The organism is Mycolicibacter engbaekii (assembly GCF_002101585.1).
GTDB lineage: Bacteria > Actinomycetota > Actinomycetes > Mycobacteriales > Mycobacteriaceae > Mycobacterium > Mycobacterium engbaekii.
In genome coordinates this window covers 1-22,579 of the sequence record NZ_LQOT01000010.1, presented here as the reverse complement: position 1 = coordinate 22,579, position 22,579 = coordinate 1, and the positions used below count along the sequence as shown (strand labels likewise).

At 69.3% G+C, this 22,579-nt stretch carries 11 protein-coding genes; 3 read left to right on the top strand and 8 right to left on the bottom strand.

The window, feature by feature from the left end:
- Nucleotides 1-3 precede the first annotated feature (3 nt).
- Together AWC02_RS01665 and AWC02_RS01660 are read left to right on the top strand one after the other, a co-directional pair.
- Nucleotides 4-843 (top strand): SDR family NAD(P)-dependent oxidoreductase, encoded by an 840-nt coding sequence (locus tag AWC02_RS01665; protein ID WP_085126627.1) that lies wholly within the window; start codon nucleotides 4-6, stop codon nucleotides 841-843.
- Nucleotides 824-1,423 (top strand): TetR/AcrR family transcriptional regulator, encoded by a 600-nt coding sequence (locus AWC02_RS01660; RefSeq protein WP_085126625.1) that lies wholly within the window; start codon nucleotides 824-826, stop codon nucleotides 1,421-1,423. The genes AWC02_RS01665 and AWC02_RS01660 overlap by 20 nt, the downstream gene beginning before the upstream one ends.
- Before the next feature lie 19 nt (nucleotides 1,424-1,442).
- Here AWC02_RS01660 and AWC02_RS01655 read toward each other — a convergent pair whose 3' ends face one another.
- From AWC02_RS01655 to AWC02_RS01640, 4 genes are read right to left on the bottom strand one after another with little or no spacing between them, the layout of a single operon-like run.
- Complete coding sequence (locus AWC02_RS01655; protein ID WP_085126623.1) at nucleotides 1,443-2,192, bottom strand: DUF1906 domain-containing protein; 750 nt, start codon at nucleotides 2,190-2,192, stop codon at nucleotides 1,443-1,445.
- A gap of 23 nt (nucleotides 2,193-2,215) precedes the next feature.
- On the bottom strand, nucleotides 2,216-3,169 hold the full coding sequence (locus tag AWC02_RS01650; protein WP_085126621.1) for an LLM class F420-dependent oxidoreductase: 954 nt from the start codon (nucleotides 3,167-3,169) through the stop codon (nucleotides 2,216-2,218).
- Between the two features lie 21 nt (nucleotides 3,170-3,190).
- Entirely contained in the window at nucleotides 3,191-4,012 is an 822-nt protein-coding gene (locus AWC02_RS01645; RefSeq protein WP_085126619.1) for an SDR family NAD(P)-dependent oxidoreductase, read from the bottom strand.
- Nucleotides 4,013-4,987, bottom strand: coding sequence for an acyl-CoA thioesterase (locus tag AWC02_RS01640; protein ID WP_085126617.1), 975 nt, complete (start codon nucleotides 4,985-4,987; stop codon nucleotides 4,013-4,015).
- A 274-nt stretch (nucleotides 4,988-5,261) separates the two neighbouring features.
- Here AWC02_RS01640 and AWC02_RS01635 point away from each other — a divergent pair, with 274 nt between their 5' ends.
- Nucleotides 5,262-6,020, top strand: coding sequence for a DUF1906 domain-containing protein (locus tag AWC02_RS01635; RefSeq protein ID WP_085126691.1), 759 nt, complete (start codon nucleotides 5,262-5,264; stop codon nucleotides 6,018-6,020).
- Between the two features lie 240 nt (nucleotides 6,021-6,260).
- On the opposite strand, the gene AWC02_RS01630 is transcribed toward AWC02_RS01635, so the two are convergent.
- The 4 genes from AWC02_RS01630 to AWC02_RS22375 all read right to left on the bottom strand — a co-directional run bounded on the left by AWC02_RS01630 (nucleotide 6,261) and on the right by AWC02_RS22375 (nucleotide 22,266).
- Nucleotides 6,261-13,529, bottom strand: a complete 7,269-nt coding sequence (locus tag AWC02_RS01630; protein WP_085126615.1) for a beta-ketoacyl synthase N-terminal-like domain-containing protein — start codon at nucleotides 13,527-13,529, stop codon at nucleotides 6,261-6,263.
- Nucleotides 13,530-13,550: 21 nt separating this feature from the next.
- On the bottom strand, nucleotides 13,551-20,369 hold the full coding sequence (locus tag AWC02_RS01625; protein WP_133055593.1) for a type I polyketide synthase: 6,819 nt from the start codon (nucleotides 20,367-20,369) through the stop codon (nucleotides 13,551-13,553).
- A 248-nt stretch (nucleotides 20,370-20,617) separates the two neighbouring features.
- Entirely contained in the window at nucleotides 20,618-21,754 is a 1,137-nt protein-coding gene (locus tag AWC02_RS01620) for a PfaD family polyunsaturated fatty acid/polyketide biosynthesis protein (protein WP_237160282.1), read from the bottom strand.
- A gap of 23 nt (nucleotides 21,755-21,777) precedes the next feature.
- Nucleotides 21,778-22,266, bottom strand: coding sequence for a hypothetical protein (locus AWC02_RS22375; protein WP_237160280.1), 489 nt, complete (start codon nucleotides 22,264-22,266; stop codon nucleotides 21,778-21,780).
- Between the last annotated feature and the right edge of the window lie 313 nt (nucleotides 22,267-22,579).

Here is a 22,579-nt window from a genome sequence, read left to right as displayed (position 1 = left end):
CCCTTGTCCAGCAATGGTCACACTCCATGGGCGCACCAGTACGGCCCCTGGGCTGTCGTCGCGGGCGGTTCCGAAGGCGTCGGTGCCGAATTCGCGGCGCAGCTGGCCGCGGCCGGTGTCAATCTGGTGCTGATAGCACGGAAGCCAGAGCCGTTGCGCCAGACCGCCGATCGATGCCGCGAGCGCGGCGTGATGGTCCGCGAACTCGCCCTGGACCTGTCCGGCGGGGACGCTGCGGCCCGCGTCATCGAGGAGACGTCGGACCTCGAGGTTGGTCTGCTGATCTACAACGCCGGCGCCAACACCCACAGCGCGGAATTCCTCGACGGGGATCTCGCGGCGTTCGGCGGTGTCCTCGCCCTCAACGTCACGACCCCGCTGGCGCTCGTTCACCACTTCGGGCGCCCGATGCGTGCCCGGCGGCGCGGCGGTCTGCTGCTGGTCGGCTCACTGACCGGCTATCTCGGTTCGGCGCGGCAGACGGTGTACGGCGGCGCGAAGGCGTTCACCCGGATCTTCGCCGAGGGCCTGTGGCTGGAGTTACGCGACCACAACGTGCACGTTCTGGAATTGGTGCTCGGCGTCACCAGAACCCCGGCCATGCAGCGAGCCGGCCTCAACTTCGACGTGCCGGGGTTACGGATCTCCGATCCGGCGGACGTCGCCCGCGAAGGCCTCGACCGGCTCCCGCACGGACCGGTGCATGTCATGTCCGATCACGCCGCCAGCCCGGCACTGCGTGCGGGCCCGGATCGAGCCGAGGCGGTGCTCGCCTCGCATCGGCTGATGCAGAAGCTGCTCCGCACCGAGCCCGGGAACACCGATGCCCCGGCCACCGGTTGATCGCGAGGCCGCAACGCCCAGCACCCCGGCCCAGCGGCAACGCTGCGAGCGGATCCTCGCCGCGGCCGCGCGACTCGGTGCGCGCGATGGGCTGGAGGCCGTCCGGATGCAGGACGTGGCCGATCAGGCGTCGGTTTCGATCGCGACGGTGTACCGGTACTACCCCACCAAGCATCACCTGTTCAGTGCCTTGCTGTTGCACTACACCCGGGCCGGCGTCCCGCCGCACCGGCCGACGGGATGTCCGGTCTCCGACGTCACCGAGCTGATGGCCGGCATCTGCCGATCCATGTTGGCCCGCCCACGGCTGGCCCGCGCGATGATCACCTCGGTCAACGCGCGCAGGTCCGAGTCGGCGGCCACCGGCGATTTCGGCCTGCGCGCCACGATCCTGGCCGTCGCCGGAATCTCCCGTCCCACCCCCCAGGACACCCAGCTGGCGCTGCTGATCGAGCAGTGCGCCTACGGCATCCTGTCCTGGGCGGTGATGGGTGAGACGACACCCGAGCAGGCCGAACAGGACATGCGGCGGGCTGGTGAACTGCTGCTGGCACCGTGGCGTGGCGGGCCCGCGCGGTGACCGGTGCCGCGGTCTGCGATCACGCGGGTCGGGGCAGGTCCCACTGACCGAAGTCCGCGGCCAGAACGTCGTTGACGTCCACGTGCGCGCCGTCGATGACGAAACCCGGCTCGGTCTCGGTGACGATTTCTCGTTGGAAGAGTACGGCTGCCGGTTCACGGTCTCCGTGCGACCACGCCCGGGTCTGCCATGCCCACCGATGGCCCGGGCTGGTCGACTTTCCGATCACACCGTCGCTGATCGCCCAGGCGCATTGGCGGGCGCCGCCGTAGATTCCCGTACGGTCAACGCCCAGAACGGAGTTGATCCCGCGAAACCATCGGACTGCCACGTTCTTCCAGGTGGCGGCGTCGATGTCCTCGTCGACGCTGAAGAAGATCGGCGCTGACGGCGGTCCCCCGGCTGCGGCATGCAGCCGCAACGCCGTCTGCGCATCGGCCACGCCGCCGTCAAAGCCCCGAGTGAAGTCCGACGGTGACTGCGTCCAACCCGGCTTGCCGAACTGGTAGCAGCTGGCGACCTGCAGGCCGACCGCGCGCAGCCCGTCCGCGTACTCACGGGTGACGGGCTTGAAGTCGAAGGTGGCGCCGGGCCGAAGCTCGGAGACATAGACCAACGCCCCGTCGAATCCGGCGGCCTTGACCTGTTCGGGCGGCACCAGCCGGTGGGCGAAATCGATCACCTGCAGCCCGGTCGCGCCGGCCCGCGGCGCGCAGAGGGCGCCGGGCAGGGCCAGCGCCGGACCGATGAACGCGGCATACCGGAGCATGTCGCGCCGCGAAGCCGAAAGCGTCACACCTGGGAAGGGTACCGGCCGGAACTTCGGCAGAACGTGCTGATCACGGATTCACCGAAGTGGCCCAGTGCCTCCACCGCATGGCTGAGGCTGTCGCCGGGAATGGCGACCTGCACCCAGGTCACACCGACTTCTGCCAGGCGGTCCAGGCCTTCCAGATAGGCGCCGGGATCAAAGTCGTCATAGCCGGGACGGCCGCCGACGAGGTTCGAGAAACAGATGTCGATGGCGGCCCAGTCACGGCCCGCCTCGTCGCAGCGCCGTTTCAGGTCGTCGATGCCCACGGTCAGGGCTTCGACCGAATTCATCGCGGCGGTGCGGGCGGTGCTGGCCAGGCCGGGCGAGGCCGGGAACGGCGCCCAGCCATCACCCCGTGTCGCGACCCGTTGACGCGCTTTGCCGGTGTTTCCGCCGATCCAGATCGGCGGATGGGGGCTGCTGACCGGTCGCGGGTGCGCGGTGATTCCGCGAGCGCGAAAATGCCGGCCTTCGAACGAGACGTCGTCACCGGTCCAGATGGCTCGGATGACGTCCAGGCTCTCCTCGACGAGCGCGGCGCGTTCATCGAAATCCACCCCCAAAGCGGCAAATTCGCCCTTGAGGTAGCCCACACCGACGGCCAAGGTGAACCTTCGGCCCGACAATAGATCCAGGGTCGCGCCCGATTTCGCCACGACGAACGGGTTGCGGTAGGGCAAGACAACGACGTTCGGGATGAACCGGATCTTCTCGGTGTGCGCCGCCGCGAATCCCATCGCTACGAAGGGATCGAGGCTGTCGTGGCCGCCGGCGTCGAGCCAGCGCTGCGTCGGCGCCGGGTGGTCCGTGAAACCCATGGCGCCGAAGCCGGCAGCTTCTGCGGCCTGCGCAACGGTGCTCACCGCTTGCGCCGAGACCAGCTCCGGATTACATGGATGGGTGATGATCGGGTACGTGAACGCAAACCGCATACGGCTCCCTTCGTGGGGTTGCTAAGTGGTTGTCGACCGTGCCGGGCCGAGGATGTAGTCGCCACTGTCGGGGTGGTGGTACCAGCCGCCGGCAGCGTGCGTTCCGCCGTCGACATGCAGCGTCTGACCTGTCACGTAAGAACTCATGTCGCTGGCCAGAAAGACTGCAGCACCTGCCATTTCGTCGACATGACCGGCCCGGCCCAGCGGGATCATATGGTTGGCGTTGGCCAGCATCTCGGCCGAGCCGGCTCGTTCGATTCCTTCGGTGAGCGTGAGGTCCGGAGCCATGCAGTTGACCCGGATGCCGTGCGGCGCCAACTCCAGCGCCGCCGTTTTAGTCAGGTTGATGACGCCTGCTTTCGCCGCCGCGTAGGCCGCATAGCCGGGCGCGGCACGGGCGCCCTCGATGCTGGCGACATTGATGATGCTGCCGGCCGCGCCGTGTTGGACCAGTGTCTGCGCGACGCGCTGCGTGCAGAGCAGGACCTGGGTGAGGTTGGAGCGGATCAAGGTGTCCCACCCCTTGGGCGCGGTGTCCAGCAACGGGGAAAAGAACACTCCACCGGCATTGTTGACCAACACCGTCGGCCGGCCCACCATGGCAAGCGTTTCCGCCAGTGCCGCATCTACCTGATCGGAATCGCGGACATCAATTGCGCAGGCGTGACCGCCGACCAGCTGCGCGGTCGCTCGGGCCGCTTCAGTGTCACGTTCCCAGATCACCACCCGGGCGCCGAACTCCGCGAAAGTCTCCGCGATACCTCGGCCGATCCCCGAGCCGCCCCCGGTAATGACGGCTACGCGCCCTTCGAGGGTCGACGCTGCTCTCCGCAGGACCACTTACTGGTCCTCGGGTTTTTGACGCCCCGGCGGCTCGGCTCTCCGCCGCACGAGTACCTCTTGCGCAGTGCTGGCCACATGCCTACCGGTTGAATCCACCATGGTGCCGTGCACCAGCGCACGGTGCCCGGAGGTGGCGACGGTGTGCTGGGTGTAGAGGTGCCAGCGCTCGAAATGCACTGGGCGGTGAATCCATACGGTGTGGTCGAGAGTCAGGCCGATGTGCGTGGCGACGTCCAGCGGTTGCGGATGGGCGCGGAACGCCGCGTCCACCAACAGGTAGTCACTGGCGTAGGCGAGCAACACCGCCTGCAGCTGCGCGTCGCCGTCGACCGGTCGCGGCAACCGCATCCAGTGCGCCGACGGGCCCGGCTCCTGGGCGCCGCTGAGGAAGACCGGCGCCTGGTCGGTGCGGATCTCCACCGGTGGGGGCCGGTCGATCCAGGCGCTGCCCCGCAGGGCCTGGTACGGCGAAGCCTGCGTTACCCAGTGCTGGAGCAGTGGAAGGGATTCGGGCTCGGTTCCCGACGGCGGGACGGGGTCGGCGGCGGCGCTGTCAAGGCTGGTGTCGAAGGACACCGTCGCAACCATGAGGGTCTTGCCGGCCTGTTCCACCCGGACCTGACGCGCCGACATCGAGCGCCCGTCGCGGGTTCGGTCCACGGCGATATCCAGCGGCACGGCGGAGTCGCCGGGCCGCAGAAAGGACGCGTGGATCGAGTGGGCGGTGAGTTCGGGGGCGGTGGCCGCGGCGGCGGCCATCGCCTGTCCGATGAGCTGGCCGCCGAAGATCCGGCCGAACCGGTCTGCCTCGTTGTCTGCCCGGAATCGGTCGGTTCCCACCGGTTGCAGCGTCATCACCGCTTGCAGGCGGTCCAGTGCCGCGAGCGTCGCATGCTCCAAGGGGCTGCCCGAGCCCAGCAGCGGACCGCGGAAATCGGGGCGGGCGGCAATCTCCGGCGCCGGCGTCTGCACAAGTTCCTCCTGACCCGCCAGCGGCCGTCGGTGCCGGACCGCCGAATCGGGTAGCGACAATAACTGCTAGCTCATATAAGTAAACGTCTGCATGAGGTTAGCGCATCGGCCTGGGCCGATCCCCCGGTCGTAGTCCCTCAGGATGAGGGTCACGGCAACAGGCATGGCCGCCACGCATCCCCGGCGCGTACAACACGTTTAACACCAGCCCCATTGTTAACATCGGCCCGTGTCCGACTCCCCCTCCAGCGACCAGCCGTCGCTTTCCCGCCCGGTGTCCCGGCGTACCGCGCTGCGGTACGCCTCTGCGCTCTCGGCGGTGGCCGGCCTAGGCGCAGCCACCGTCGCCACACCGACGGCGTCGGCTGCGGCTCCCACGCTCATCGACTACGCCATGCGCCAGATTCCGGCGCAGGACATCCGCGCCGCCGGCCATGCCGGAGTGATCAATTACGTGTCGACGTCGCGGCCCGGTTCCAACTTCGGGGCCAAGCCGATCACCCGGCCCTATGCCGAGTCGCTGACCGCCGCGGGGCTGGTGATCGTGAGCAACTACCAGTACGGCAAGCCCGGCGGTACCGCCCCGTCGGACTTCACCCGGGGCTACCCCGGCGGGGTCGCCGATGCGCGCACCGCCTGGCAACTGCACTCCGCGGCCGGCGGCGGCCAGAGTGCGCCGATCTTCTTCAGCGTCGATGACGACATCGACCGCAACACCTGGAACACCGTGGCACTGCCATGGTTTCGCGGGATCAACTCCGTGCTGGGAGTGCAGCGCACCGGCGTCTACGGGGGCATCAACGTATGCCAGTGGGCGGCCGCCGACGGTGTCATCGGGGTATCCCGCACACCCGGCAAGCGGTGGGCTTGGCAGACGCGGTCCTGGTCGCGGGGCCAGGTCGATCCCGCGGCGGTGCTCTACCAGCGGATTGTGAGTACCGCCTCGACGCCGGGTCCGATCGTCGGCGGCATCGAGGTCGACGTCAACGACGTCCTGGCCCAGGACTGCGGCCAGTGGAATCTACATCCCTGAGCCTCAGGGGACGATCAGGACCTGCTGGCGAGGAAGAACACCACGGTGAGCAGCACGACAGATGCGAGGCACGTGTACACGCCCAGGGTCGCTGACGACATAAGGGGGCTCCTGTCTGCGAGGGCTTGGTAGGCGGCCGATCCACACCAGCCGCGTAGCTGGACGGCTGTGCCGCGATCGTGACTAAGTTAGTCGCCGCGCAGCGCCGCCGTCAACAACACCGCCGCGGCCGCCGGCTGGTCAGGACGCGCTGAGCTCGGCTGCCTTGAGCGTTTCCCAGTCCTCGGCCGCGATCATGCTGCGCCAGTCGACGGGCAACGAGTCCAGGGCGTCCTCGATGCAGTGCCACACCGACTCCAGCGGCGAGGCGCCGGGGGCTGCGGCGGTGACCCGGCTCTCGACGTCGTAGTTCGGTGCATGCGGTGCGTCGCTGAACGGTGCGAGATCGTTGATCGCGTCGATGACGTGGCGGCGCAGTTCCGCGTAGGGCCGGCCGCGCAGCTCCTCGGGCTCGATCGGGCGACCGAAGATGTAGTCCTGGGCCGCATGGCCGTAGGGCACCTCCAGTTTGTGGGGCAACGGCTCCTCGGGCAGGCCTCCGGCGAAATACAGCGGGACGATGGGCATCGACATCTCCATCGCCATGTCCAGCAACGTCGAGGTCAGCCGCTGGACACGCTGGCCGGAGCTGACGCTGCGAGTGCCGTCGGCGTGCACCATGACAGATATCCCGTGTGCGGCGATGTCACGCTTGAGGTCGTCGACCAGGCCGAAAAACTCCTGTGGCTGTTGCTGGTCGAAATACCGCAGGTGGCCGAGTTGCTTGCCCGCCGCCGTGTCGATCGTCTGTAAAAGGTTGCCCACCCAGCCGGTTTCGTGTTTGGCGTGGCCGATGGTGACGACTTTGGTGCCGGTCAGCCACGATCCCACGGTGGTGCCCAGCAACGATTCGACCTGCACCTGGTGGTTCGCCAGGAGCAGGACCGGGCGGCCGCGCACCGCCGCCATGGCATCGGGATCCGTGACGACGACGTGCCGTACGTAGCGCGACAGCACCGCCCCCAGCGCCAACTCGCCGAACCAGCCCCGCGTCATTCCCGCGCTCTCGGTCCACCAGGCGCGGACCGGCTCCCAATCGGTTGTGCTCGATGCGCTCGCGCGGGCTGAGCCGGGCCCGAGCTTCTCGATCTCGACGGTGATCCGCTCCAGCGGCAGTGCCGGGCAGCTCACCTGGCCGTCGACGATCCGAACCTTCGACGGATGGATGGCGTTGTGCACGGCGTCGGCGACCGCCTCCTTGGTCACGATGTCGCGCAACAGCGAATCACCTTGGCCCGTCGTGTCGTACACGGCCTGCAGGGTGCCCTTGAACCAGTCGAGCGTTGCCATGCGTGCGGTGTCGAGTTCGAGTACGCCACGGCCCAGTCGCTCGCTGAGCGACAGCCCCGGCACCGCCCGCCGCTGCGCCATGAATGCGCGCCGCTGCGGACCGCCGACCTCGGCCAGCGGCCCCTTGCTCAGCAGAAACTCGGCCATTCGGATTCGGGCCCATGGCTTTCCGCCAGAGCTCAACCACAGGTCGAACGTCGGCATCCGGCCCTCGTCGTCGTCGAATCCCACGAAGCGGGCTTCGACATCGACCGTTCCCGCCGCGGGCGTATCGGCGTAGAACCGGGCCGAGAGGATCCGGCGCGGAAACCCGACGTCGGGGTCGCGGGCGTCGGCATACGATGCGGGATCGGCGGTGTCGGTGGTCCATACGCTCATCGCGGTATGCGGCACCACGTGCAGCGCGCCGTCCAGCAATCCGGGCTGCAGCGCACCGGCCGGTACCGCACACCGGTCGATCGCGAGCGTGCCGGTCGAGCCGTTGCGGCCGATCCGAGCACCGTCGATCAGGGTCGCGAATGCCGGGCCGTGAAACACCGTGCCGTCATAGGGATTGGCGTAGGGCACCGCATCCTTCAGCGGAGCCGGCGGCTCGGGCTCTCCGGAATACGCCGCCGCGGTGCGAACCACAGCGTGGGCATGAATCTCCCAGCGAGACAGCTCCGCTCGGGGGGCATCACGCCAGACCTCCAACCGCCCGCGAAAAAGCCCGGGCTCCTGCTCGGGCTCCAGCACCACCCGCAATTGCTGCGGAGAGTCGACGACCACCCACCGCACCATCTGCACATCGGTGATCTCGACGACTTTGGCTCCGCCGGACGCCCGGATCGCCGCCTGGGCGAACAGGTCCATGACCGACATCATCGGCAGCGACGGAATCACATACGTCGGGCAGTGATCGACAACCCAGGCGTCGCCGACCGGGTCCAGCGTGACATCCATCGTGGTCGCCTGCCCCAGCGCGGCGGGCGCCGCAGGGGCCGCGGGTGCAGGTGCCTGCAGGGCGGCCGCGCCGGCCTGCGACGCCGGGGCACTCCCCCCGGCCACGATGCGCATACCCAGGTTGCTGGCGGTGTAGATGCGCTTGTTATCGACCCACAGGGACGCCTCGGCCACCGCGAGAATCCCCGCATCCTCACGATCGATCCGGGTGATCTCGACCTGGGCGGTGATCTGCTTGTTGGTGGGCACGATCTGACCGCGGTAGCGCCAGGTCATCGCGTCGTGCAGCGCCACCGGCTCGAAGCGCGCCGCCGGACCGGCCTCCTTACCGAGTCCGAGGTCCAGCATCCCGAACTGCAGGAGCTGCAACAACATCTCGATGCCCAGGGATCCCGGTTGGACCGGGTCCTGGAAGAAGTGCGCCTTGAAGTACCACTCGCCCGGGTTGACGTCTTTGACGCCGCGCCACTGGCCCAGCCCGGCGCTGCCCGCTTCGGGCCAGCGGCCGGTGACCCGATCCACCATCAGCAGCATCGGGTCCGCCAGCCGCGCCCCGGGGCCGAAGTACTCGGCCGGCCGCGCGGTCAGGTCCACGACCGGCGCCGCGCAGGGTTGCGTCAACGACGCTCGCTGGGCATCGCTGACCGGGAGACCCACCTGGTTCTGCAGCGCTTCGCGTTTGAAGTAGCCGAACACGGTGTCGAAGGTGTAGACCGGCCCGTCGTCGGCGGTGATCTCGCCGTCGAAGCCGACGATGATGGTTCCCGCGGCCTTGGCGAGGCTCTTCAGCTTCACCTTGATTCGCAGCGTTCCAGTCGACGGGGTCACCTCGCGGTGTTGGGTGCCCGTCCCGTCCAGGTTGCGGAAGAACAGGTCCGCCTCACCGTCCAGCGGACAACCGACGTAGCTGGCCAGCCAGCCGCAGGGCTGCAGTGCGACCTCCATGAGCACCGCGTTGGGCATCGTCTCGTCCCCGTCGGCGGCACCGTTCTCGGCGAAGTACCAGGCGTCGGGGGGCACGTCGTACTCCACGACCACTTCGGCGCCGGCCTTCATCACCCCGGTCTCACCGACCAGCTCGGCCACCCGGGACATGAAGTGATACGGCGGTCCGGGCAGGCGGGCCGCCTTGCGGGGCGAGTCGAACTTCTCGAACAGCGGCCCAAAGGCCATGGAAGGCTTGGCGATCGCGCTGGCGAGCATCGCCTGGTAGTCGTAGCGGAACCCGTTGACCTCGGCGACCGGTTTGGGCTCGACGTAGCCCTCGAGCTCTTTGGCGCCGAGGTCCATCGGCCATCCCGGCGACAGCTTCAGGCCCATCCGCTCACAGTGGAAGGCGGGCAACCCGTCGACGGTGCAGAGCAGGTCGGCGAACAGGGTCGGCTCGGGCCCGGCGATCACCTCGCGGACGAACACCTCATAGACCACTTCGCGGGACTGCGGTGTCACCTGGCCCCGGCAGCGCAGCTTGTAGGTCTCGAAGGGCACCGGTTCGAATCGCCAGCCGTCGCAGTCGATCGTCATGCCCAGGGCGGTCATGTAGATGGCCATGGTCTGCATGGTCGCCTCGTACATGAGGGTTCCGGGCATGCAGGGGTCGTTCTTGAAATGGCCGGCGAAGAAACAGTTCTCGGCGGTGACGGGGGCAACGGCCCGCAGGTAACCGCGACCCCAGGGGCCACCGGTGAAGTCGATGTCGGTCACCTCGTCGACGAAGAGCATGTCGCCGGCGTGAATGCGGGGGGTGCGGGTGTGGCTGGCGGCCCGCTCGAAGCCGTCGCCGAAGGTCTGCCAGATCTCCCCGGACGCCATGGCCTCCAGATCCGCCCGCTGCAGCGAGGTGCGCGAGGTCTGGGCGGCGGTGGCCTCCATCGGGCCGCTGACGGTGTGTTCCTCGGGACGCCACAGGACTCCGCCGGATGCCGCCAGCTCCTCGTCGGTGAAGAAGCCCGCCTGGCCGTTACGCATCGACATCCGCTCGACGCCGTCGATGGTGCAGTCGTAGTGGAAGAAGAACAGCCGGACATCGCCCTGGCGGGCGTGACCGTCGACGTGGATGTCGAACCGCAGGGTGTCACCGATCTCCGGCAGGCCGGCCAGGTAGGTCACCTCGCAGCCCAGCAGCCGGTAGACCCGTTCGCCCTTGTTGAGCAGGTCTGCGCCCATCCAGGAGATGAGCATCAGGTCGGCCTGGCCGCTTTCGATCATGATGCCGGCGGGCATCCGGCCCTGCTGCAACCACCAGGAGTCCGCGGTGACGTCGGTTTCGGTCCACAGCGTTCCGGTCCCGTGCTTGGCCGGCTCGGCGTCGATACCGAGCAACCGATCCGCCAGCAGCAGCGGCGGTTCGGGCATCCGGACCTGCCGCGGGTACTGGTCCTGCTCGGCGAACGCCGGGCCGAAGATCTCCGAGATGTTCCCGGAGGAGTGCACGCGCAGACCGTCCTTGTCGAGCTGCAGCCCCACCGGTTCACGTTTGACCGTCGGCGCCGGGACCACCTTGTCGGCCGGCTTGACCGGCTGGATGGACCGGCTGGCGCCGGCGGAGGTCTGCGGGGTGCCGGGCACGGCGGCGCCATTGCCGGTAGCCGCCGGGATGGGTGCCTGCGGCGGTGCGGGGGTGATTGGTGCCGCGCCCAGCGGCAGCCGGGCCAGCGACTCCGCGACGGTTGCCAAAGCCGGCGGCATTGGAAGTTGTGTTGGCATGAATCGCTCCAGGTGATGAGGGGGGTTCGGCCCGGCGTCCGGTGGGAGTTGGGGCAGCTCGACGGCGGGCAGATGCGCGGGAAAGTTGAGCCGGATGGCCTTGGCGCCGACAGGCTGGGCTTCCGGTGCCGTCAATGCCTCAGTCTCCGGCGCTGTGGCAGACGACACCAGCACAATCTGCTGCCGCTGTTCGGCCATCCCGGTGAGTTCCACAGCGACGCATCGGTGCTCGGATGTCCAGGGCTCGCCGTCGGGCCAGACGCCCAAGGCGCCGTAGAGCACCCCGGCCGCCACGTGCAGCAGCCCCGAGGCGGCGTGCGCGTGGCCCAGCAGCGCCGAGAGGTTCACTGCGCCGGGGACGGTGCCCAAGTGCAGACATTCGGCATCGGCCTGCGCAACGGCGGGCAGGGTGGCATACACCGTGTCGTTGTCGCGACGCGCATCGGCGGCGCGCTTGAGGATGAGCACCACCGCGGCATCGCCGGGTATCTGTTCGTCCGCGTGCAGCAGGACCCGAGCTGCTGCCTCATGCACGGGCTCGCAGCTGAGATCCACCGCGCCCACCACGGCCGCATCGATCTCGCCGCGACGCAGGGCTCTCGCGGCCATCTCCAGGGCTGTGGTCCCCGACAGCTGTTCGCGCGACACGGTGAAACTGGGCCCGCGCAAGTCGAATTGGCTGTTAAGCCGGTTGGCGACGATGTTCGGCATGGCACCGACGACACCGGCGGCGGTCCAGCCTGCAACGACACCGTCGCGGACCGCGCGCAGCTGTTCGGGGTCGTCGACTTCGTCGGCCAGCCGCCAGCGCAGGCCGAATCGGGCGACCTCGGCGTCGCAGCCCATTCCGACGATGACGCTCGTGGTGTCGGGCGGCAGGCTCCTGATCTGGTCGCCGATGTGCAGGGCGGAGCCCAGCAGGGCAAGTTGCTGAGGTTGGGTCTGTTTGAGATCCGCAGGCGGAAAACGAGTTTGGGTCAGGTCCAGACAGACTTCCCGCATTCGGGCACCGCGGACACCGTCGCCGCCGTCAGCCGGTATCGGCTGACACGACTTCAAGTGCTCGGCGACCGAAGCTGTCCCGTGGCCATCCCCGACCAACAGGCTCAGGCCCACAATGGCGATCTCGGTGTCGGGCCGCGGCGCGGTGACCGGCGGTGCCGGGGTGCCGCCGTGCCCTTCGACCCACTCTTCGAGAAGCAGGTGGGCGTTGTTGCCGCCGAAGCCGAAGTTGTTGACCGCGGCGCGGCGCGGGCCGTCGCTCTCCCACGGCTCGGCTTCGGTGAGCAGCCGGAACGGCGAGTCGGCCAGGAAAGGCAGCGGCTCTTCGGCGTGCAGGGTCGGCGGACGAATCCCAGCCCGCATCGCCGCGAGCACTTTGATGGCCCCTGCCGCGCCGGACGCGGTGATCGAGTGGCCCAGGTTGGATTTCAGCGAGCCGATGGGAACGCCGGTCATGCCGCCGAAGATGCGGGCCATGCTCATCAGTTCGGTCAGGTCGCCGCGCGACGTTCCGGTGGCATGGCATTCGATGAGGGAGATGTCTCGCGGATCGAGCCCGGCCATCTCGTAGGCCAGCCGCATCGCCCGTTCCTGCCCATCCTGGGAAGGCACCAGAAAACCATGTCCCCGGCCGTCGTTGCTCAGGCCCACACCCCGGATGACGCCCAGGATGGTGTTGCCGTCGGCGACGGCATCGTCGAGACGACGCAGTACCAGGATGGCCGCGCCTTCGGCCGGGACCAGCCCGTCGGCGCCGTTGTTGAACGGCCGGGACCGTCCCGTTCGGCTCAGCGCCTGCAGGGCGGTGAAGCCGACGTGCAGCAGCAGATCGCTGGCGCCGTTGATGCCGCCGGCGAACATGACATCGGCAGTCCGGTCGTGCAGGCGGTCGCATGCCAGTTTGATGGCGTAGAGCGACGACGCGCAGGCGGCGTCGAGCGCCGTGGCCCCTCCGGTGAGGCCCAGTGCGGCGGCGATGAGGTGCGCCGGCAGTCCGGACATGAACCGGTTGCGCCAGTCGACGCCTTGCCCTCCCCGCCAGACCGATTCGGCCAGGTCGGTCATCTTCTTGGTCGGGTAGCTCAGGTTGCCCAGGACCAGGCCTGCCGAGCCCGGCACCTCCCCGGCCCGCCAGCCCGCGCTGTCGAGAGCTTGTCTGGCCGCCTCGATGCCCCACCGGTAGAGCGGATCCAATCCGGCGAGATCGTCGGCGTCGAGGAGCAGCCCGCGCGCGTCGAAGACCTCGTCGAACCCGCGGACGTAGCCGCCGCGATCTGACCAGGTTCGGTCGAGTTCGGGCGAATCGGTGGGCGCGCACAGCACCCGCTGCGGGGATACGCCCCAATAATCCGGGTCCGGCGAGCCCAGGGTGTCGTGGCCGTCGCGGACCGTGGTCCACAGCTGCGCCGGGTTGAGCCCTCCGGGCAGGACGCAGCCCTGCCCGACGATCGCGATGGGATCAAACTTCACGTCGAATCAACCGTTGTCGAATCAGGCGCCGTACGGATACAGCTCGAGTCGTCGCAGGCTGCAGACCAATTGGTTGTCGGCATCGAGAAGGTCGAGGTCGCAGATCGCGCGGCTGGTCTTGGCGTCGCCGTTGGACAACACGCAGCGCAGTCCCGAGCCCAGCGCACCGGACTGGTATCGCACGATCTCGCCCACCCGCAGCGGCAGGACGTTGCGGCCCAGCAGCTCGTAGCTCCAGACCAGGGCGGCCTGCAGGCATCCGTCGAGGGCGGCCGGGTCGGTAGCCCAGCCCTTCCCGGCCCAGCCCACCGACAGCAGCCCGGACAGGTCCGCCGTCGCGGTGGACTCCGCGCTGTCCATGCCGTCGAGGACCTGGAACGCCGGACCGTGGAACAGTGCCCCGCCGGTGTAGCACGCGTTGCGGTCCAGCCTGCGCTGCCCGGGCGCCGACGCCGCGATAGTCGGGACCGCCGCTGCGCCCGAACGCATCTCGAGTTTCGCCGAGTAGTACGCGGTGGTTCCGTCGGCATCGGCCAGCGTCATGGTCAACAACTCGGGGCGATCCTCGTGCGGCACGCAACGCACTGTCAGGACGTTGCCGTGCTTCTCGAACTCGTGCAGTGTCACGCCGCGCAACACCTTGAGATCGAGAACCCGATCCACGTAGTGCCCGGGCCGGCACGCCTCGGCCATCCGCATGAACCATTCGAGGGCCTGCACGACGGGCAGGACGACATTGCCCTGAACCCGGTGGTCGAGCAGGTATGGCTGCGCACTCACATGGGCCAGCACCCTGGCCACACGGCCCTCGGGTGGGAGCGGATGGGTGGGCAGTCCGGCGAGCACGCCGTCACCGAGCGTGACCTCGGGACTTGCCGTCTCGCCGTCGAGGACCTCGGCGACGAACGCCTGTGCACCGTCGGCGAGCGGGATCAACGAGATTCCGCGGGACTCGAACATCGCCTTGAGTCCGGGGGTCACCATGCCGGAATCCCAGGGACCCCAGCCCAAGGCCCGCACCAGGCAGGACGGTCCGCGGCGCGCCTGTTCGGCCAGGGCCACCTTGTTGAGGATCTCGTTGGCCATGGCGTAGTCGCTCTGTCCGACGTTTCCGCTGCGCGCGGCCACCGACGAGAACAGCACGATCACCTTGAGCGCATCGTTGGCCGTCGCATCCAGCAGCGCACACGCGCCGCCGACCTTGGTCTCGAAGACCCGGTCGAACCCGTCGAGGGTCTTCTTGTGCAGCGGCGCGTCAGCGAGCACGCCGGCCCCGTGGACCAGGCCGGTGATGGGGCCGAATTCGCGTCGCACACTGTCGAGCAACGCGCCCAGCTGCGTGGCGTCGCGGACATCGGCGGCGGCGTAGCGGACCCGGGACCCCGCGGCAGTCAGCGCCGCCAGCGTGGCCCGCACCTCGCGGTCGGCCAGGATGCGCTGGGTCTGCTGCTCCAGGTCCTTCGGGGTGACCTTGAGGCCTTGGGCCGCCGCGCTGGCCAACAGGGCCCGCTTGAGTTCGGCGTCGGTGGTCAGTCCGTGGGCCTCCGCTGGCTCATCGCGCAGTTCGGTGCGCCCGATCAGCACGAAAGCCGCCTGGGTCTGCTGTGCCAGGGCGATCACCGATCCGGCGGTCACGCCGCGGGCGCCACCGGAAACGAGGATCACGTCGTGCTGGCCGATGCGGGGCGTGCGGGTGGCCACCTGCTTGGGGCCGGCGACGACGGTGACCCGTCCGTGGGCGCTGCCCAGGCCCACTTCGAGCTCGGCGCCACCGGCGAGGACTTCGACGGCCAGTTGCTCGGCGACCGCGGCCGGGGGCTGCTGCCCCACGGCGATATCGATGGCCTTGACCTGCGCGCTGGTCCACTCCTGGGCGGCGGTCTTGGCCAGCGCGCCGATCCCGCCCGACCAGGCCCGCTGGCCGGGGTCGGTGAGCAGCCCGAACGTGCCGCCGGTGTCCTGGACGGTGACGAAGACGCCGCCGCGCTCGGAGAACTGCGCTGCGATGTGGTGGGCGTCGGCGAACAGCACCCGGTTGACGGCCAGGGCCTCTGCACGGGTGGGTGCTTGCCGCAGGCCGCCGAGGTGGATGACCGCCTCGGCGTCGGCACTGGGTTGGGGCACGGTGGTCGCGCGGATCCCGTGGCTGACCAGAATTGCGGCCAGGGCCTGGGCGGTCTGCGTCAGCGCGTCCTCGGCTGCCTGTGCGGTCACGATCTCGACGGTTCTGGCGGCGTACAGGCCGGGCATCCCCATCCCGCTCACCGGAGCGGCGGTGGCGCGTACCGCGTAGCGCGCCACCCCCGCTCCGGCTAACTCAAAAGGGGCGCGATCACCTGCCGACAACCCGTTGTGCGCCACCAGATCCGGTGGTGGTGCATTCATCAGGGACTGTAGGTAGTCGACGATCTCGCGCAACGTCACCAACGACGCCATGGTCGCGGTGTCGACCTCCGGCAACGACGGCACCCGCTCCTGCACCGCCGACAAGATCTCCACCCGCTTGATCGAGTCGATCCCCAGATCGGCTTCCAGCGCCATCGACAGTTCCAACATCTCCACCGGATAGCCGGTCTTGTCGGCAACCACCGCCAACATGTCCCCGACCAGATCCACGCCCGCAGCCGCAGCCACTGGCGCAACGGGAGCCGGAGCAACGGCAACCGGCGCAGCAGGCGCCGGCGCAACCGGGGCGGCAGGTGCGGCGGCGGCCACCGGCGGGGCCACCGGACCCATCAGCGACTGCAGGTAGTCGACGATCTCGCGCAACGTCACCAACGACGCCATGGTCGCGGTGTCGACCTCCGGCAACGACGGCACCCGCTCCTGCACCGCCGACAAGATCTCCACCCGCTTGATCGAGTCGATCCCCAGATCGGCTTCCAGCGCCATCGACAGATCCAACATCTCCACCGGATAGCCGGTCTTGTCGGCAACCACCGCCAACATGTCCCCGACCAGATCCACGCCCGCAGCCGCAGCCACCGGCGCGGCAGGTGCGGGCGCAACGGCAACCGGCGCAGCAGGCGCCGGCGCAACCGGTGCGGCAGGTGCGGCGGGGGCCACCGGCGCGGCCACCGGACCCATCAGCGACTGCAGGTAGTCGACGATCTCGCGCAACGTCACCAACGACGCCATGGTCGCGGTGTCGACCTCCGGCAACGACGGCACCCGCTCCTGCACCGCCGACAAGATCTCCACCCGCTTGATCGAGTCGATCCCCAGATCGGCTTCCAGCGCCATCGACAGATCCAGCATCTCCACCGGATAGCCGGTCTTGTCGGCAACCACCGCCAACATGTCCCCGACCAGATCCACGCCGGCAGCCGCAGCCACCGGCGCGACCGCTACCGGTGCAACCGGGGCCGGCGGCGCCACCGGGGCCGGCGCAACGGGGGGAGCCGGCACCGGCGGGGTGCCGTTGCGGAACGCCGGCGCTGTGGGCGGCGCGGGCATCGGCGCCGGCGCAGGCACCGGGGGCGCCGGAACTGCGGGTGCCGTCGCGGTGCCGTTGTGGACCGTGGGCGCCGCCGGCATCACCGAAGCGCCGTTCGCGACTGGGGCGGCCGGCGCTGGAGGCGGCGCCGGCACGGTGGGCGCCGCGTGGGCCGGGGCCGCCGGCGGAGCAGGGGCCGCCGCGACGGCGGGCACCGGCTGGGGCGGCACCACCGCGGGCGCGGCGGGATAGGCCAGCTGGGTGACCGGTGCGATTCCGGTACTGGAGACCAGCGTCTGCAGCAGGCCCTGCAGGTGGGCAATGGTCTGCTGCATGCTGCCCAGCGCTCCGACCATGTGCGTCACCATCTCGGCGCCGGGGCCGGACATCAGCGGTGACGTGACCATGGGGACCTGCGCTGCCTGAACCGGCACCGGAACGTGCGTCGGGACATGTGCCGGCAACCCGTTCGCCGCGGGAACGGTCGGGTCAGCTGGTGTCATGGTGGGCTCCGATACGGTCGCGTGGCCGTTGTGGTCACTACGGGGGGTGGGTTTGTCGACGGCCCGGCGCACCGGCTCGTCGTTGATCTCGGGTCGGCCGAAGTTGGTGCCGTTGAGCTTCAGGGTCAGCTTCGGCACCGGCCGGGTCCGTGGGTCGTCGCCGAGTCGATAGTCCGACCACAGGGCTCCGAAGTTCATCGGGACACCGGCGGCCACGAGCTGAGCCAGGCCCATCCACAGTGAGCGGATCCCGTTGCGGCCCTTGGCGTCCAGGGAGACCGCGACGTGTTCCTGGCCGGACAGGCATTTGCCGACGAGGTTGGTGAGCACCTGGCCGGGGCCGACCTCGACGAAGGTGCGGGCGCCGGCAGACCACATGGCCTGGATCTGCTCGACGAACCGCACCGGCTGCGCGATCTGGTTGGCCAGCGTGGCCTGCATCTGCTCGGCGCTGCCGCCGTACGGCGCGGCCGTCGCGTTGGCGTAGACGGGCACCTGCGGCACCCCGAACGGAATGCCCGCGAGGTACGCGGCGAACGGGGTGGCCGCCGAGCTGACGATCTCGGAATGGAAGGCGGTGGCCACATCCAGCAGCCGCGCGTTGATGCCCGCGGCGCTGAAACGCTGCGCGGCATCGGCGATCGCCGCGCTGTCGCCGGAGAGCACCACCTGGTTGGGCGCGTTGTGGTTGGCGATGACCACCGGCAGCCCCCACTCGCCGAGCAGCCGGCTGACCTGGTCGGCGGGGGCGGTCACCGCGCACATGGCGCCATCACTGCTGGCGGCGGCCTGGGCCATCAGCGCACCCCGAGCGCGCGCGATCAACAGTGCGACGTCGTCACTGATCACGCCCGCCGCGCACAGGGCGCTGACCTCGCCGAAGCTGTGCCCGCCGACCGCGACCGGCGCGATGCCCAGCGAGCGGACGATCGACAGCAGACTCAGGCTGTGCGCGCCGATGCCCGGCTGCGCCCATTCGGTCTTGGTCAGCTCGGCGGCTTGCGCGGTCCGCTCGTCGTCGGAGAACGCCGTCTTGGGCCAGACCACATCGTGGAGGTCGCGGTCGGCGTTGAGCAGGCCGGCGCGCGCGAGCTCCCACGGTGCCAGCGCCGGCTCGAAGAGCTGCGGGATGTCCGCACCCATGCCGACGTACTGGCTGCCCTGGCCGGGAAACAGCAACGCGACCGGGCCGGCCTGCTGGCAGGAGTAGTAGTAGCCCTTCGGCGAGCTGAACGCTTGGGCACCCGGTTCCTGCAGCTTGCCCGCGGCTTCGCCCAGCATGGTCCGCAGGTTCTCCACGCTGTCGGCGACGACGGCGAGGCGGTGCGGGCGCGTGGCGTCGTATGCCGCCTGGGTGCTCTGCGCCAGGTAGCCCAGCATGTCCGGTGAGTCGACCAGGGATGCGGCCAGCTCCGCGGCCTGAGCCGACAGCGCCGCCGCGGAGTCCGCCCCGAGGATGACCAGTTCGGAGTCCCAGGACCGGAAGCGCGGTGCGTGCTTGCCGGCGCCGGTGTACTCCTCGAGGGTGATGTGGAAGTTGGTGCCGCCGAAGCCGAACGCGCTGACCGATGCCCGCCGCGGCACGTTCTGGTCGGCGATCCAGGGCTTGCTCTGCGTCGACAGGTAGAACGGCGACGATTCGATCTCCAGCCCGGGGTTGGGCCGGTCGACCTTGATGGTCGGGGGCAGCACCTTGTGGTGCAGCGCCATCACGGTCTTGAACAGGCCGCAGGCGCCCGCTGCGCCCTTGGTGTGACCGACCTGCGACTTGACCGAGCCGACGGCGCACCACTGACGGTCGGCGCGGCCGGACTCGTCGAACACCTGGCGCAGCGCGGAGAACTCGGCGACGTCGCCGGCCTTGGTTCCGGTGCCGTGGGCTTCGACCAGTCCGACCGTCTCCGGTCCGTACCCGGCGGCCTGGTAGGCACGGCGCAGGGCCTTGGCCTGCCCGTCGGGACTCGGGGCGTAGATGCTCTTGGCCCGACCGTCCGAGGAGGTGCCGATGCCGCGGATCACGGCGTAGATGCGGTCGCCGTCGCGTTCCGCGTCGTCCAGGCGCTTGAGGGCCAGCATCGACAGACCCTCGCCCAGCATGGTCCCGTCCGACTGGTCGGAGAACGGGCGGCAGTCACCGGTGCGGGACAGCGCGGTGACCTTGGCAAAGCACATGAACATGAAGATGTCGTTGAAGGCGTCGACGCCCCCGGCGATCACCATGTCGGCCTCACGCAGGTACAGCTCGTGGAGGGCGATCTCGATCGCCGCCAGGGAGCTGGCGCACGCGGCGTCGACGACGCAGTTCGTGCCGCCCAGGTCGAAGCGGTTGGCGATGCGGCCGGCGATGACGTTGCCGAGCAGGCCCGGGAAGGTGTTCTCCTGCCAGGGGGTGTAACCGGCGGCCACGCTCTCGCTGAAGGCGGCCAGCTCGTCGTCGGAGAGCCCGGCGGCGCGCAGTCCTCGTTCCCAGATCGGGCGGTGCAGGCGGCCGCTCATGTAGCCGGACATCTCGGTGCCGCCCGAGGAGCCCAGGACCACGCTGACGCGGTCCCGGTTGATGCTGGAGATGTCGCCGCCGGCGTAGTCCTCCAGGACCTGCTGCGCGACCCTCAGGGCCAGCAGCTGGGCGGTGTCGGTCGCGGGCACCACGTTGGGCGGGATGCCGAAGTCCATCGGCGCGAAGTCAATGGCCGGCAAGAACCCGCCGCGGGTGGCGTATACCTTGTCGGGCGTGCGCGGGTCGGCGTCGAAGTAGTCCTCGGCTCGCCAGTGCGACTCCGGGACGTCGGAGAACAGGTCGGCACCCTCGACGATGTTGCGCCAGAACCGCTCGGCCTCGGGAGACCCGGGAAACAGCGCGCTGACGCCGACAACTGCGACAGGTGGGTGTTTGGCTTCCACAGATCTCCTTAACAACGGCCTTGACGCAAAGCATCGAATGCCTAAGTTCTGCCATCAGTGACGTGAGTCACAGGTAGGAGTTCACTGATCGTCCCCGATGGGCAAGCGTTGCCGGGACCCTATCAGAGAGTCGCAGGTCTCACACAGGATGCGTGCTGACCTGGGCCGACGCATAGGCTACAGTCATCTGCCCAAACGTAACGCTGTTAACCCCGCCTCCCGCCGTCGCGTCAGTGGCTGTGCACACGTCACACAGCCAGCGGGCGTGGGCTGAAGGCGAACGCCTTGGCCGGAACGGGCACCCCGCAGGCCCGCGCGGCGCTGGCACGGCTCACCTGGGCCGCCCCCTCGAGCAGGTTGAGCGCGACCTGCACCGCCTGACGGTTCTCGCACGGCTCCAGGTAGCTGCCCGCCACCCAGCTGTTGAATGCGCCCATGGCCGGACCGCACCAGATCTGGTAGTCCAGAGCCCGCTCGGGCAGACCGCTGATCGCCCACCGGCTCGACTGCCCCAGATACCAGCGGAAGACCAGCGCCATCTGATACTTCGGATCCCGTAACGCCAGCTCCAACACCGCAGGGTCACGCTGCTGCCAGTACCGCTGGGTGTCCTCCCACACCTCGGCGACCGTGGCGCCCAGGATCTTCTCCAGCTCAGGGCCGTGCTTGGCGACCACGCTGGCCAGGTCGGGATTGCCCGCATACCACTCGTAGAGCTTCTTGCCGCGCGGCGCGAACATCGTGCCCCGTTTGAGCACCTGCAGGTTGACGCCCATTTCGAACATGTCGGACGCGGGGGCCATCATCACGTCGGCGATGCCAGCCTTGGCCAGCATGGCGCGCCCGGCTGCGGACAGGCCGGACTCCACGCAGGCCTGGTTGACCGACCCGGTCAGGACATATGCCGCACCCATCGCGAAGGCCCCGGCAACCGCCTGCGGCGCGCCCAGGCCGCCGGCCGCTCCCACCCGCACCCGGCGATGCAGCGCGTGCTGCTGGGCCAACTCGTCGCGAAGCATGGCGATCTCGGCGAACAGCGCCGGCAGCGGCCGGTTGTCGGTGTGCCCGCCGCTGTCGGACTCGACGGTGATGTCCTCGGCGACCGGCACATACTGGGCCAGCTCGGCTTCGCGTTCGGTCAGCTTTCCGGACGCCACCAGGGCGGAGACCAGCGCCGCGGGCGCCGGTTGCATGAACATGCGCGCCACCTCGGGGCGGGAGACCTTGGCCATCACCTGATTGCGCCGCACGATGTTGCCGGCCGGGTCGGTGTCGAGGCCGGCCAGTGCGCAGTGCACCACCGCGGGGGTCAACTTCATGAAGGCCGAGGCCTCGATGACGGGCACCCGGCGCTCGATGAACAGTTCCGCGACGCGCGTCTCCAGCGAGACCTCGTTGGGTGAGTGGATCAGGTTGGCGCCCCAGGCGAGGCCCGGCCGGCCAGGGCGGCCTGAATCTCGTCAAGTCCGCGTTGCACCGCTTCGTAGGAGAGCCCGCCCGCGCCGAACATGCCCATCATTCCGGCTTCGGCCATCGCGATGACCAGCGCCGGCGTCGCAATACCGTTCGCCATGGCTCCGGTCACATACGGGAAGCGCACGCCATGGGCCTCGCAGAACTCGCGGTCGCCCAGCCATTCGGGGTAGATCGGAGGCAGCGTTCCCACCAGCGACAATTCCGATTCCCCGGCGCCGACCACCGCACCGCCCAGGGCCAGACCCAGCATCCCGGTGGCCGTTTCGCGCACCACGTGAACGGGGTGGCGCACGTTGCCGATGATGTCGGCGATGTCGTCGGGGGCAAACGCGGCCGGCGCGGTGGTGGGGCGCCACCCCAGGGCGGGGCTGCCGCCCGGCCCGCTCCGCTGCTCCAGTACGGCGCCAGGTCGCTCGGTCACAATAGGTTCCTCTCGATCACCGGAATGGATTGCGCGCGGCGCAGAGCTGTCCACGCGCACAAACCGGGAAAACGATGCGATTTTCTCACGGACCGGTCGCGCACCGGCGGTCGGCGCTGACCAGGCGGGAAATGGCCGCCCACCGGCTCGCGCGGGGCACTCGGGCAGCCCGGGCGCTCGCTCGCGGGGCCGGGCGCGTTCCCGGCCCCCTATCCAGACAAACTAGTTCGTTCGGCTTTGTGCTAGGCTGCTTCCATACGGCCCGCCGGAAGACCGGGCGGCCGTCTCGACCCCCCGGCGGCCCGTATGGAAG

Coding starts and splice junctions, on each gene's coding strand:
- AWC02_RS01660 (WP_085126625.1), top strand. CDS start 824: ATGCCCCGGCCACCGGTTGATCGCGAGGCCGCAACGCCCAGCACCCCG.
- AWC02_RS01650 (WP_085126621.1), bottom strand. CDS start 3,169: ATGCGGTTTGCGTTCACGTACCCGATCATCACCCATCCATGTAATCCG.
- AWC02_RS01655 (WP_085126623.1), bottom strand. CDS start 2,192: ATGCTCCGGTATGCCGCGTTCATCGGTCCGGCGCTGGCCCTGCCCGGC.